Genomic DNA, 14,405 nt, shown 5'->3' with positions numbered 1-14,405 from the left:
CCTGCAGATGCAGAGTATGAAGTTCTGGAAACACTTTCATTTGTTTCGTTGACAACACCTGGGGTGGTTGAACTTGAAGAGGGGGATGAGTTTGATGCAACTGCCAGAATTTATGCAAACGGTGTCTCTCAGGATGATGTAAACAATAACAGAGTAACGACCTGGATTGGTGTAAATGAAACAGATGGGGATCCAGCCCAGTGGCCTGAAAGTGCCTGGGAGTTGATGGAGTTTGCAGGTGAAGAGAACGGTTACTTTGTATACTCTTCAGAAGTTGCATACAGACGATCAATCAGTACGTACTATGTAGCCGTTAGATCTGAATTGGATGTTGAAGCTACTGTAAAATATGGTGGGCTGAATGGGTTTTGGGATGATGACAGCAATCCAAATGCAGTGTTGACGATCTCTGAGCAGGCTCCATTTCGATATACGTTGGTAGAATGGAATTTTGACAATGAATCTATTCAACCCTCTTTCTCTCTTCCACAAAATGACGGGGCAACGATTGAAACGGTGGGTGCTGAAATGAATGGATTTTCAGCCGGTGCCGGTGGATTTTCACTCAATTCGAATAGCTGGGCAGCAGAGGATTCCATACCCAAATACTGGATGATCACCCTTTCAACCGAAAATCTGGAAAATATACTGTTGTCTTCCAAACAGTACGGTTCAGGAACGGGACCACGTGATTTTGTGCTGCAAGTGAGTTTGGATTCTGAAAATTGGGCTGACGTACCCGGCGGAGAGATTGAAGTTGGAACAAACTGGACGACCGGCGTGGTTGAACAGCTCAGTTTACCTGCCCTGGTTGATAACCAACCAACAGTTTATGTTCGATGGCTTTTGAATTCTGATGAGCGGATTGATCCGGATAGTGATGATCCTATAGCCTCAGGTGGTACAAGTAGAATAGATGACATCATTATCACGGGGATAAATCCGGCTCCGCAACGAGTTGAAGTTTGGCCGGGGGATACCAACAGTGACGGAATTGTGGATGAAACGGATGTACTTGGGTTAACAACTAACTGGCTCGCCCGGGGTCCTCAGGCTATCTATGATATAGTTACCTGGGAAGAGCGACCGGTTGAGCTGTGGATTCCACCGGAAGCAACGTATGCTGATGCAAACGGTGACGGAATTGTAAATCAAAATGATCTTTTTCCAATCGGATTAAACTTTGGCAGCAGCGTTTCCGAAACCAAAAGTCAGGACAAAATCATTTCATTTCTGTCAGTTGAAAGGTTGAAATCTGGTGAAGATCTCGAGATTTTCATTCTATCCGAGGATGAAATAGATTTAACAGGAATTTCATTTAATGTCTTAGTCAGCGGCGTTGATCCTAATTCCTGGCAACTTCGTTCTATGGAACCGGTTGAGTGGGCAGATGACTGGATAGCTAATCAAAAATTACTCGATTTTAAACGAAAGAGTGATGATAGTGTGTCAGGTGCATTTGCATATAGGGGATTGGTTGAGCCCCGGATGACTTCACGACTGGTGAAAATTAGAATTGAAGCAATATCAGACTGGCAAGGTTCACCCTCTATTCAACTAAACAGATTTTCTGTAGCAAATGGACGAGAGATTCATTCGATAGACAATGTGTTTATCAGTCTGGATGAAACTGGGAATATTACACAACCTATTTCATTTATCCCGGAGAGAACTGAACTGCTTCCAAACTATCCGAATCCATTCAATCCGTCAACGACCATTCAGTACAAACTCTCTAACGATAGTAATGTAACCGTTGACATCTATAACTCGATTGGTCGCCGGGTGGCTACATTGGTAAATCAGGAGCAAAATGCCGGTGAGTACAATGTTACATTCGATGCTTCAAGTTTTTCAAGTGGCATCTACTTTTACAGACTTCAAACAAATGAATATGTGAGAACCCGATCGATGGTCTTGGTAAAATAGACTTGTTAACCGGAAACTGTCTATTAAGCCCCGGCATCTCACTGTCGGGGCTTTACTGTTTATATGAATTTCAATCTATGAAACAATTTGCTTCAGGTTGAATAAGTAGTGTCTTATAAACAGTAAATTTAAACAATTCCGTTATGAAAAGAGTCTTTTTATTCATTTTTCTTATGACCGTTTTCTATTCATTGAATAAAGATATTCGAGCTCAAAGTACAGAACTTGGCGTTATCATCGGGGAGCCAACCGGTGTGAGTGCAAAATTCTGGACATCCGGCCGATCTGCGATTGACCTTGGTGTGGCATGGTCGCTGGGCGATTCCGGTAATATGCACCTGCACTCAGACTATCTGTGGCATTTTTGGTCAGATTCGGGAGTTGCTTTTTATACAGGCTTGGGAGGCAGGCTTTTATTTGATAACGATACTCAATTCGCCGCACGAATTCCCATTGGGTTACAGCTGAATGTAGCTCGCCGCCTCTCACTCTTTTTTGAACTGGCACCTACGCTTCCCGTCATGCCGGAAACCCAATCCAATTTTGACATTAATGGGGGAGCAGGCGTGAGACTGAGATTTTAAATGCTTTTTGCATTCATTTATGCACTCACGCACCTATAATTTCTGGCACGTTTCGCAAATATATATCCGTCTGCCGGACATGCGTGTTTTTATGATATTCTCACCGCAGAGGTGACACGGTTTTCCCTCTCTGCCAAATAGGAAGAATCGGAGATCTTTCCTTTTTTTTCCTTCGGATTTTAATTTGGTTGAAAGCTCTTCGGGAAGGGTGAATCCGCCGGTTTCATACGATCGTCCTGTGATGGTCAAAGCCGATTTAGAAAACGCTTCAATTTCTTGATCGGAAAGATCCATCGGACGCTTTGTAGGATGAATTCGGGCATCGTATAGAATTTCGGTTCGCAGGTAATTTCCTACACCGCTGAGAAACCCTTGATCCAGCAGAAGAGAAGCGAACGACTTTCTTCGGAATTGATCTTCGACTGTCCGTTTAGCAATTGTATCATGATCAACGCCTTTCAGCAGATCTGGACCCAATTTAGTTAAATAGGGGTGTTCGTGGAGAGATTCCGAATCCATCACATCAATTTCGCTGGCGCTGTAGAGAAGTGCGGACTTCTGATCTGTCCGGATTTCCAAGCGAAGCTCGCGATTTGTTTTCGGGTATTCACCGGCCGGTTTGATGTACCACTTTCCGTAAAGTTGATTATGCGAATAGACGTGAAAATCATCTTCAAATGAGATCACCAATCCTTTGCCATAAGCTTCTACGTTTTCAACTTGTTTCCCTGCCAAGTCGCTTTCGAACGGTTTGAGATGATCGTGATAGAAATAGATATAAATGGGAAATTGGCTGCCGATTGCGTTTCGGATTTTGTCTGCTTCGCGATGTACTTCGGGTCCTTCGGGCATTTTGAGATTTTTAATTTTTTGTCTGATACAAAGATCTAAACTGTAAATGTACAAAGATCATTCTGTCATAGGCCGCGGGGATAAATGCCGCGCTCGTTTGCATAACCCATGAATGGGTTAAGAGTTTTTCACTCAATTGGAATGTGTTTCTCGCTGATTTACGCTGATTATCACGCAGAGTTTCGCGGATAAAATCCTTCGTGATATCTTTGTGACCTCGTGCTTTTGTGGCATTGGTTTAAACATGGTATTTCTATTTCGATTCATGAAGAGATTTTGCTCGTATCGTGTTTAAGGTACAAGTAGAATAATTGGAAATTACAGAAATACCATGTTTTTGTAATTCTGATCAAATCGGAACCTCTGCAGTCGTTTTTGTTGTTCTGCGAACATGAATCATACAGACGATATTTTCGATTTTATTGTGATCGGCTCGGGAATGGGCGGACTGACGGCGGCTTCTCTTTTGGCAAATGACGGATATTCAGTTTTAGTTCTTGAAGCGGCCCTCGCAATCGGTGGCTGCAGTTCTTCATATTACCGGAAAGGATACATTTTTGAGTCGGGCGCAACGACACTGATCGGCTTTGATGAACATCAACCGCTAAAAAAACTTGAGAAAACCCTGGGGATCTCAATTCCAAAGGTGAAGTTGAATCCCTCCATGGCGATTCACATGAATGGTCGAAAAATCATCAGATTTGAGGATAGATCTGATTGGCTGAAAGAAGCAATCAGACATTTCGGTGAAGAGAAATCTCAGGAGAAGTTTTGGCGTACCTCATACCGGGTTGCTGATACTGTGTGGAAAGTTTCTGAACAGAATACTCATTTTCCACCTCAAGGGATCAGGGATTGGTTCAGGCTGTTTAAAAACGACCCGCGTGATGTCCGGGTGTTGCCATTTGCCATTACATCGGTAAAGGATTTTGCCAGGGATTGTGGAATTTCCAATCCTGATTTTTTTACGTTTCTGGATGAACAATTGTTGATATCCGCACAATCTACATCCAGCGATACACCGTTTCTTTTTGGTGCTCCAGCTATTACTTACACAAACTGCTCGAACTATTCGGTTCCGGGAGGGTTTGTGATAATGGCCGAAACGTTACGTGATGTTATCACAAAGTATGGGGGAGAAGTGAAAACCAAAGAGAAAGTATTATCGCTATCCCAACAGGACTTTTCATTTGAAGTTAAAACTTCTAAGAACAAAACATATTTGGCAAGGCAAGTGATATCAAACATTCCGGTTTGGAATATGGAAGAGATAACATCAGGAGGGATAGCGGAGTACTTCAGAAAGGAATCAAGTAAATATACTGAGGCGTGGGGGGCGTTCACCATGGGAGTGGTCACAACGGATGTCTATCCTGTTGAGATGTCGCTTCACCATCAAATCCATCTGGAACAGCCAATTGATGGGGTTGACTCAAAGTCTGTTTTTGTCTCTTTTTCCCATCCGGATGATCCGGAAAGGTCTAAAGATGGAACTCGAGTGTTAAATATTTCCACTCATACCAAAACGGAAAACTGGTTTCAGTTAAATGGGCGGTATGACTCTGTAAAGGAGCGCGTAGAGAGGGAGGTATTGAAATTGTTGAAAGACAAACTTCCGCATTTCAATAAAGCCGAAATAAAACTGGCCTTTAGTGCAACACCTGTCAGCTGGGAGAACTGGGTATATCGAAAAAAGGGGAGAGTAGGAGGTATACCGCAAAGCATGAGTCGATCACTGCTCGACTGGACGCCCAATCAAACTCCATTCGACGGTCTCTATTTGTGTGGCGACACCGTGTTTCCGGGTCAGGGAATTTCGGGCGTAACTTTAAGCGGATTTCACGTATATTACAGAGTTCAGGATAATTTAAAAAACAACAGTTTCCTTGAATTACGACAATAACTATTCACCCACTACACAATTTTCGATTTTTCCACCTGCGGTTAAACATCTCATTATTGTTAACTTGCTTGTGTTTGTTGCCTTGATGAACCCAATGCTGCAGCAATATTTGATGGTCTTTGGGGCGTTATGGCCCATTGGTTCCGGTAATTTTGCTCCATGGCAGCTTGTTAGCTACATGTTTATTCATGCAGGATTCGGACACATCATTTTCAACCTCTTTGCCTTGTGGATTTTTGGACAGGGAATTGAAAATTTTTGGGGAACAAAACGGTTTGCGATCTACTACTTTTTAACGGGGATCGGTGCAGCACTTATTCACATGTGGATCGGCGGCAGCGGGGCACCCACAGTAGGGGCATCCGGCGCGGTGTATGGAATTCTTCTGGCTTTCGGGATGATGTTTCCCGATCGTTACATCATGCTGTTGATTCCGCCAATACCTATTAAAGCCAAGTACTTTGTAGCCATATTCGGTGCAATTGAGCTGATGTCTGGATTGATGCGACCCGATAGCGGAATTGCCCATTTTGCACACCTTGGCGGAATGGTTGTCGGTTATATTCTGATCCGGTTCTGGGGACTCAAAGGAGAGCGTTACAGCTAAATGAACTTAAAGTTTGATTGATTATAGTTGAATATGTATCAACAAGACTCATTCTGGAACTCTTTTAAACGCGGATTTCTGCGAATGCCGGCAGTCATCCGTACGCTTATTGCAATCAATGTAATTATTTTTGTTTTCCAAGCCTTTTTTGGCGGAATCCAAATTAGCGGACAATCGTTGAACCGGTACATTGTCGACTGGCTCGGTTTTAACCCAAACCTTGGCACAGCCATTACGCAACCATGGCGATTTGTTACCTACATGTTTCTGCATGGCGGTGGATTTCATCTGTTATTTAATATGCTCTGGCTATGGTGGATGGGGAGAGCGGTAGAGGAGGGGTTAGGCCCCAGAACGTTTGCCGTCATCTTTTTCGGTGCCGGTATCGGTGGGGCAGTTTTTCATATCGCCTTGTCCTTCCTCTATGGAACCAGCATGGTGATTGGCGCGTCCGGAGCCGTATTTGGTGTGATGGTCGCCTTTGCCTATATGTATCCAACCATGCCCATTATGCTCTTTCTGCTGCCACCTATTCAGGCACGTTATGTGGTGGCCGGGTTGATTGTTTTTGATGTGTTATTCATTGGAGCGGGTGATAATGTAGCGCGATTGGTTCACCTTGGGGGTGCCGGAATTGGTTATTTACTCGTGAGAGCGCATTATAACGGAACGGACCTGTCAAAGTTTGTACGCCCGATTGAACGAATCTGGAATCCGGAGCTTGCAAGTTCATCCTCGAAGAAAAAAAAGAGCAAGCGGAAGAAAAATAAGAATATGTACTCAGTCAGTGACGTGGAAATCTTAGATGAAGAGGAGGTTTCTGATTTGGATGATATCCTCGAAAAAATTTCCAAGCATGGGTACGATGGCCTAACAACAGAGGAGAAGAAGAGGCTGTTTGATTTAAGTAAGAGAAACTGAATTCAGTTGACAGTTGGTAGTTTGCAGTTAGCAATTAACAATAGTAGGTGTTCTGTTTTTGTTGATATTTGATATCTTGATTTAAAATTTTACTAATTCAGTGGGTTATGGGAGATTTTAAAGATCTGAAGGTTTATAAAAAATCATACAACCTGGCGATGGAGATATTTTTTATCACAAAGTCATTTCCAAGTGAAGAGAAATATGCACTAACCGGTCAGATTCGAAGATCATCTCGATCCGTTTCAAGAGCAATTGCTGAGGGTTATCGGAAGAGAAGATATCCCAATCACTTCATCAGTAAAATAAGTGATGCCGATATGGAAAACTCAGAGACTCAGGTTTCCCTGGATTTTGCTCACAGTTGCGGATACATTTCCGAAGAAGTAAACAGTAAACTTCAGTCTCTGTCAGAAGAAGTTGGGAAAATGCTGTATCACATGATGACTTTTCCTGAAAAGTATCAAGGCAGAGGAACGAATTAATTACAATTGTAGATAGTATTAGCGAACTGCCAATTGCAAATTGCCAACTATTGCAGAGAATAGATTAGAAATTAAAGAGTGTATCATGAGTAGTCCAATCAAGCGCAGAAAATCAATCACGGTAATGGTTGGAGATATTCCAGTTGGGGGTGGGCACCCAATTGTGGTGCAGTCGATGACCAATACCGATACAGCTGATATTGATGAGACCGTGGATCAGGTTGATCATCTGCATAAAGCCGGATCTGAGATTGTGCGGATTACGGTAAATAATGATGCTGCTGCGAAGGCGGTTCCTCATATTAAAGAGAAGTTACTGAACAGGGGTGTGACAGTGCCTATTGTGGGCGATTTTCACTATAACGGGCATAAACTTCTGACCAATTATCCGGATATGGCAGAGGCGCTGGCAAAATTTCGGATCAATCCGGGAAACACGGGCACCAAAACACGCGATGAGAATTTTTGCACCATTGTGGAGCAGGCGATCAAATATGACAAACCGGTACGAATTGGAGTCAACTGGGGCTCTCTCGATCAGCAGCTGCTGGTACAGTACATGGATGAAAATAACAACAGAAAAGAGCCAAAATCATCCAAAGAGGTGATGCTCGATACGATGGTGGAGAGTGCACGCAGATCAACCGCGCTTGCCGAAGATGTTGGACTGGCCTCAGATAAAATTATTGTTAGTTGCAAAATGAGCGGTGTGCAGGATTTGATTAATGTCTACAGAAGAATCGCGAAGGATCTGAAATATCCGTTACACCTTGGGCTTACCGAAGCCGGAATGGGGATGAAGGGAACCGTTGCGAGTTCGGTGGCATTGGGCGTTCTTCTGCAGGAGGGAATCGGTGATACTATACGGGTTTCATTGACTCCGATGCCGGGAGCCGACCGTGCCGAGGAAGTGCGTATTTGTCAGCAGATTCTGCAGTCACTAGGAATCAGAAGTTTTATCCCGCAAGTTACATCCTGCCCGGGATGTGGACGAACAAAAAGCACATACTTTCAAGAGCTGGCTGATGAAATTCAAAGCTACATCGTGGAGTCGATGCCGGTTTGGCGCGAAATCTATCCCGGAGTAGAGGAGATGGATGTGGCGGTTATGGGGTGTGTGGTGAATGGTCCGGGCGAATCCCGTCATGCAAATATTGGAATCTCACTGCCCGGCACATTCGAAGAACCCAAGGCTCCTGTATATGTTGATGGCGATCACTTTACAACATTGAAGGGAGATGGAATCGGTGCAGAGTTCAGGAAAATTCTGGATGATTATGTAGTCAAAAACTATAGCAATTCGTAAGTAATATCGCCTTATTGATATCAAGAGTACCATTGCAATGTGGGCAAGTAAAATGACTGACTTACATCATTCTCCAAGAATCGGAGAGGATACTCTCTTTAGTTTACTGCCAACCTTTCTAAAAACTGTCATAATCAGGCTACAACGTTGATATTTCGCTCATATAGCGTTTGAGTAAAAATGCGACAAACCCACCCTGAACTGTTGAATTTAACCGGTAAATTGCGGATTTTAATGTAAGCGCTTACACTTTATAAGAGGTGTGTGGACGGCACGATTCGCTGCAAACATTTTTACTTAAAATCAGAGGTGCCATTTGTCAAAAACAATCTATGATATAGCCAAAGCGGCCGGTGTTAGTATCGCAACTGTTTCCAGGGTATTTAACCAAGCTGAAAGCGTAAAGCCGGAAACGCGAGAAAAAGTGTTAAAGGTAGTTGATGAGATGGGGTATCACCCTCACGTTTATGCTCAGGGGCTGGCTAGTAAAAAAAAGAATCGGATTGTAATGCTGGCTCCGGTCATGTCGAATTACTTTTTTACTGAGGTGTTGAAAGGGATTCAGGATAGTTTGGCTGAAGAGAATTATGAGCTGAATATTGTAAATATTGGCCATAAAAAGGATGCCTATAATCAAGTGGCAGAAACGCTGAAAAAACGCTGGGCCGAAGGGTATTTGTTGGTGTCCCTTCACTTTTCTGAGAAGGAGCTTAAAGCACTTCAGAAGTTTAATGTGCCTGTTTGCCTTGTGGATGATTTCAGCACAATATTTGACTCTGTTAGCTTCAACAACGAGGAGGGAGCTTACCTGGCGACTGAATATTTGATTGAGAAAGGTTTTAAGCGCATCGCAATTTTGTCTGCTAAGGCAGATTCTATCCCTATTCGTGATCGATTAAAGGGGTATAAAAGGGCACTTGATGAGCATGGAATTGAGTTTTCCGAGAGCCTTGTGGTAACCGGTGATGACATGGCCCGGGACGGTTTCACAGAACTGAGCGGCTACGAGGCAATGAACAAAATTTTGGCGATGGATCCATTGTCGGATGCGGTTTTTTGTACATCGGATACAAAAGCAGTCGGGGCCCAAAAAGCACTTAAAGAGCACAAGGTGGATCTTCCGCTTATCAGCTTTGATAATTTGACTATTTCAGAATATATCGGCCTTTCTACTGTAAATCAGCCGATGTATGACATGGGTTTCCGAGCAACCAATAAACTAATTCAACGATTGCACAACCCTGATCTGCGAATCAGCAATGAGGTTCACCACCCGGAATTAGTCATACGCTCATCCACAGAGAATGTAAATGAAGTAACAACATGAAAACACGATTTTTAAAAACCATTTTCCTATTCATCATCCTGTTTCTGTCTTCCCAGTCGCTTATCGGGCAGATGATCACGACAGAACCGATATTTCCAACTGAAGATCAACCGCTTAGAATAATCTATGATGCATCAGAAGATCCCCGCGGTGATTTGGAAGGATATACAGGAAATCTATATGCACATACAGGTGTGATTATTTCTGAAGAAGATCAGGATTCCGGTTCTTGGGAGTATGTGATTGGTACATGGGGGGATAATAATGTTCAGCCTCAGTTCACAAGTTTGGGTAATGATCGGTGGGAGCTTGAGATTGACAATATCCGTGATTTTTATGACATCCCGGAATCGGTCGAGAAGATATACCAAATAGCAATGGTTATTCGAAGTTCGAATGGTAATTCCCAAACAGATGATCTCTTTATCGACCTCTACGAAGAAGAGCTGCTGGTTCGGTTTACCAGGCCGGATGTATCTGCATTAAATCCGTATTTTGCTGAAGTGGGCGAAACGGTTAACCTGCAGGCAGAAGCATCATCCACCAATCCCATACAATCCTTCACGCTGTATGAAGGAGATGCAGAACTGGTTACAACAACTGAAACAACACTAGAGTATGATTACGAGGTAACCGATTCCGGACGAACGGATTTTTATGTTGAAGTAGAAGACGATCAGGGGAATGTTGAAGGAGACTCGCTCTACATTATGGTGAATCCGGAGGTGAATGTACAGGCAAGGCCGTCCGGAATTGAAGACGGGATTCACTACCACGAAGATCCCTCAACTGTAACTTTTTCATTTTACGCACCGGACCAGGAGTTTGCCTATCTGATTGGGGATATGACGGACTGGGAAATCAGTGAAGAATATTTCATGAATCTGGATGATTCCGATCCAACCGGAAACCGTTTCTGGATTACGCTGAATGATCTGACTCCCGGTGAGATTTATCGCCTGCAATATTTTATAGACGGTGAAATACGCGTTGCGGATCTCTTTTCAGAATTGGTACTCGACAGGCACAACGATCCATTTATTGATGAATCGATCTACCCGGACATGCCCGAATACCCCCGCGGACTGACTGAGCATGCCGTTACCGTTATCGAACCGGGGAGGGAGGAGTACGAATGGCAAATCCCTGATTTCGAGCGGCCGGAGAAAGAGGAACTGGTTGTTTACAAATTGCTTCTCCGAGATTTTGTCGAAGAGAGCTCATTTGACGTGCTTGCCGACACGCTTGACTACCTGGAAAATCTGGGAGTGAATGCCATCGAGCTAATGCCGGTCTCCGAATTTAGCGGTAATCTGAGCTGGGGATATAATCCTGTATTTCACGGAGCGCTGGACAAAGCGTATGGTTCAAAAGATTCTTTCAAGCGATTTGTCGATGAAGCTCACTCCAGGGGAATTGCCGTACTGCTTGATGTTGTTTACAACCATGCCGAAGATAACTCTCCATTGATTCGAATTTACGGTTCAGATCGGAATTCAAACCCATTGATTGGGCCGGAACACGCATATAACGTGTTTAATCACCTCAATCACGATCATCCCTATATACAGTACTGGCTCGATCGGATGAACCGTTACTGGCTCGAAGAGTACAACGTTGATGGATACCGGTTTGACCTCTCCAAAGGTTTTGCATCTAACGTTGATAACCGGTCATTACTGGATGGGTACAATGCCGAACGCATTGCTAACCTGAAGAGAATGGCGGACGAGATGTGGGCCGTAGATCCGGACGCATATATAATTCTGGAGCACCTGGGTGCGGATTCTGAAGAGATAGAACTATCCGATTATGGTATGCTGCTATGGGGAAATCAGAATCACAGCTACAATCAGGCTTCGATGGGTTTTACTGAAGAGTCTGATTTCTCAAGAGTTTTCTACCAAAACCGAGGCTGGAATAATCCATATTTGATTGGATATATGGAAAGCCATGATGAGCAGTGGATGATGTTCAGAAATCTCAATTTTGGGAATGATCTTAATGATAATCACAATGTAACCGACCTTGATGTAGCATTGAATCGTCAGAAACTTGCCGGATCGTTTTTCTTTACCATTCCGGGCCCCAAGATGCTCTGGCAATTTGGAGAGTTGGGTTACGGAGGTGGTCCCGGTGAGTGCCTGAAACCGGGTGACGGATCAGACGGAGCGTGTATGGGTTCTGATCCTGGACGTACGGATGTAAAACCAGTGCGCTGGAGCTATTATAATGAAGAGAACAGATTCCGACTGTACAGAACATGGTCTGAACTATTGAGGCTTCGCCACTCAAGTCCGGTATTCAGCAGTGCGGAAACAGAATTTGAAGCATCACTTGGCAGCGGAATCAAGTGGATACGTCTACAACATGAAGATATGGACGCAGTGATTGTCGGAAATTTCAGTGTGCTCTTCCGTGATGCAACCGTTGACTTTACACAGCAGGGAGAGTGGCATGAGTTTGTAACCGGAAATAGTCTTGACGTAGGAAATGTTCGTCAAACGTTTAATCTGGCACCGGGCGAAGTTCGAATCTATACAAGTGATTTTGTAGAGCCTGCTGAAGAGAATGTCTTTTTCCAGGTAGGAGAGAACGATTTCGGCCAGTTGATTCGGGAGCTTTCGATTGACTCGAACTATCCGAATCCGTTTAATCCTTCAACACAGATCAAATATGAAGTGCCGGAAGCCGGATCTGTTACATTGGAAGTGTATGATGTTTTGGGACGACGTGTAACAACGCTGGTTCAGGAAGACAATCATCCAAGGGGAGTGTTTACGGAAGAGTTTGATGCCTCCGGATTGAGCAGTGGGGTTTACATCGCACGCTTGAAGCAAGGCGGTCAGGTAGTGTCGGAAAAGATGACACTTATCAAGTAGAGACGCGGATTTATCGGATTTATGGATTACGCAGACTCCTCGTGGCACGTCTGCCAGCCGTGCCACGAGTGTTTTAGAACATAGTTTTCTTAAATTTTGAGCATCAATGTAATGATTCGATTTATCCCATATTCCGTAGGAAAACCCTGTCTTTAGAAAATGTACACCCAATCAATTCAACCGCTCCATCGGAGCGCCCTGTAATTCTGTATTTGTTTTAAACATCAACATTCGGATGGAAGTATCTAACGGTGCTTTGGTGTTGATGGCTCTCTGTTATTCTTCAAACAGGAGGCTCCTACGGAGCCATCATTTACTTGGCTGGGTAAAAATACTACAAACAGTTTACTCCTACTGAGTAGGTTTGATTGTTCAATGGATAAGCTCAAAAGATAAATTATTGAATTGCGAAGAGATACGCGGATTTATCAGATTTAAGGATTACACAGAATACTCGTGGCACGACTCTAAGGCTTGCCACGAGTGGTAAAAAAAAGCCCGTCCAGCTTTCGCCGGACGGGCTTTCAGGTATCATTACTTAACTACACTACTCAGTTAAGTTCTAACGAGTATCTGTAAATTGGACCTGTAAGATCAAGCTCAATTGTATAGTTTCCTGCAGTTTCAACAGGAATGTTTCCACCGCCCGGTTGCAGTGTGCCATTTGCGTCGTCAGAACCATAATTCAGATCCCAGGCATCATTTGCTCGGAACTTCATTTCACCTTCGTTAAGGTTAATGGTTATTCTCCAGACCTTATCGTCTACATCATAGGTCATATCTGTATCAGCATCCCAGCCACCCGGAGTTGCATCACCGATAATTCCCCAATCAGTAGAAAGCAGAGTATAAGTGAAGTTGTTGAGGTCTACATTAACCTTATAGTATCCTGCATTTTCCATTACGATATTCGCGCCGTTTTCTTGCAGAGTACCATCGGCACCGTCATCACCCCAGTTCAGATCCCAGGATCTGTCTGCTGTGAATTTGAACTCTTGGTTATCATTAGCATAGTAGACATATCCCTCATAGCGGTCATTGCTATTGATAGAGTAAAGGGCAGGTGCGTCTTCAGGAGTCCAATCATTTCCGTAACCGCTCGCCGACTGGTATCCACCCGGTACATAAATTTCGGGATAAGTTACTTCAAATTCATAGGGAGTAATTCCCACTTGAACCGGCTGTGAGTATACTGCACGTACATTGCTGCTCACTTCTGCTTTGATTCGAAAATGAACTAAAGACTCTGTTCCAAACGGAAGACCTGCTGCCAGTAACTTGGTATTCAAATCTCCAACAGTAGGAGAGTATTTGTTCCCTCGTACTTTGGCAATTTCAACAGGCTCTTCAAATGAATTTCCTTCCATGTCCATTTGGATGGTGTATTCAACAGCAGCACTAAATCCAAAATCTGCTGCTGACCACTCCATCATGTCCATTTCTACGTCCATGTCCTCTTCGTTTAATACAAAGGAAGAACCGGAAGTTGGCTCAGTAATTTCGGGTGCTTCGGGAGCCCCTTCCATCACCGGTCCCGCTGTATCTTCACACGAGGTGAAGACCAGCAGTCCGAAAATCGCTAATAACGATATAATTGATTTTTTCATGA

11 protein-coding genes are annotated in these 14,405 nt (G+C 43.8%); 9 read left to right on the top strand and 2 right to left on the bottom strand.

Annotated elements, in window-relative coordinates:
• On the top strand, positions 1-1,929 hold a 1,929-nt coding region (locus BG260_RS07325), incomplete at its 5' end, for a T9SS type A sorting domain-containing protein (RefSeq protein WP_141691537.1).
• Between the two features lie 143 nt (positions 1,930-2,072).
• On the top strand, positions 2,073-2,513 hold the full coding sequence (locus BG260_RS07320) for a hypothetical protein (protein WP_245683922.1): 441 nt from the start codon (positions 2,073-2,075) through the stop codon (positions 2,511-2,513).
• Positions 2,514-2,546: 33 nt separating this feature from the next.
• Here BG260_RS07320 and nei read toward each other — a convergent pair whose 3' ends face one another.
• Entirely contained in the window at positions 2,547-3,365 is an 819-nt protein-coding gene (gene nei / locus BG260_RS07315) for an endonuclease VIII (protein WP_069131301.1), read from the bottom strand.
• A 391-nt stretch (positions 3,366-3,756) separates the two neighbouring features.
• Between nei and BG260_RS07310 the strand changes: the two genes are divergently transcribed.
• The 7 genes from BG260_RS07310 to BG260_RS07280 all read left to right on the top strand — a co-directional run bounded on the left by BG260_RS07310 (position 3,757) and on the right by BG260_RS07280 (position 12,796).
• Entirely contained in the window at positions 3,757-5,268 is a 1,512-nt protein-coding gene (locus BG260_RS07310) for a phytoene desaturase family protein (protein WP_069131300.1), read from the top strand.
• Positions 5,252-5,875 (top strand): rhomboid family intramembrane serine protease, encoded by a 624-nt coding sequence (locus BG260_RS07305; protein WP_069131299.1) that lies wholly within the window; start codon positions 5,252-5,254, stop codon positions 5,873-5,875. The genes BG260_RS07310 and BG260_RS07305 overlap by 17 nt, the downstream gene beginning before the upstream one ends.
• 33 nt (positions 5,876-5,908) lie before the next feature.
• Positions 5,909-6,796: a rhomboid family intramembrane serine protease gene (locus BG260_RS07300; protein WP_069131298.1), complete on the top strand. Its 888-nt coding sequence runs from the start codon at positions 5,909-5,911 to the stop codon at positions 6,794-6,796.
• A gap of 107 nt (positions 6,797-6,903) precedes the next feature.
• Positions 6,904-7,281: a four helix bundle protein gene (locus BG260_RS07295; protein WP_069131297.1), complete on the top strand. Its 378-nt coding sequence runs from the start codon at positions 6,904-6,906 to the stop codon at positions 7,279-7,281.
• An 85-nt stretch (positions 7,282-7,366) separates the two neighbouring features.
• Positions 7,367-8,587, top strand: a complete 1,221-nt coding sequence (gene ispG / locus BG260_RS07290; protein ID WP_069131296.1) for a flavodoxin-dependent (E)-4-hydroxy-3-methylbut-2-enyl-diphosphate synthase — start codon at positions 7,367-7,369, stop codon at positions 8,585-8,587.
• Between the two features lie 316 nt (positions 8,588-8,903).
• Positions 8,904-9,914: a LacI family DNA-binding transcriptional regulator gene (locus BG260_RS07285; protein WP_069131295.1), complete on the top strand. Its 1,011-nt coding sequence runs from the start codon at positions 8,904-8,906 to the stop codon at positions 9,912-9,914.
• A complete protein-coding gene (locus BG260_RS07280) occupies positions 9,911-12,796 on the top strand; it encodes an alpha-amylase family glycosyl hydrolase (protein WP_069131294.1) in 2,886 nt (961 codons plus the stop codon). The genes BG260_RS07285 and BG260_RS07280 overlap by 4 nt, the downstream gene beginning before the upstream one ends.
• A gap of 551 nt (positions 12,797-13,347) precedes the next feature.
• Here the strand turns inward: BG260_RS07280 and BG260_RS07275 are convergent.
• Positions 13,348-14,403, bottom strand: coding sequence for a SusE domain-containing protein (locus tag BG260_RS07275; RefSeq protein WP_069131293.1), 1,056 nt, complete (start codon positions 14,401-14,403; stop codon positions 13,348-13,350).
• Between the last annotated feature and the right edge of the window lie 2 nt (positions 14,404-14,405).

It is taken from the genome of Rhodohalobacter halophilus, assembly GCF_001715195.1.
In the GTDB taxonomy this organism is placed as follows: domain Bacteria; phylum Bacteroidota; class Rhodothermia; order Balneolales; family Balneolaceae; genus Rhodohalobacter; species Rhodohalobacter halophilus.
Note: the sequence above shows the minus strand (reverse complement) of the source record. Positions and strands in the feature narration are given on the sequence as shown.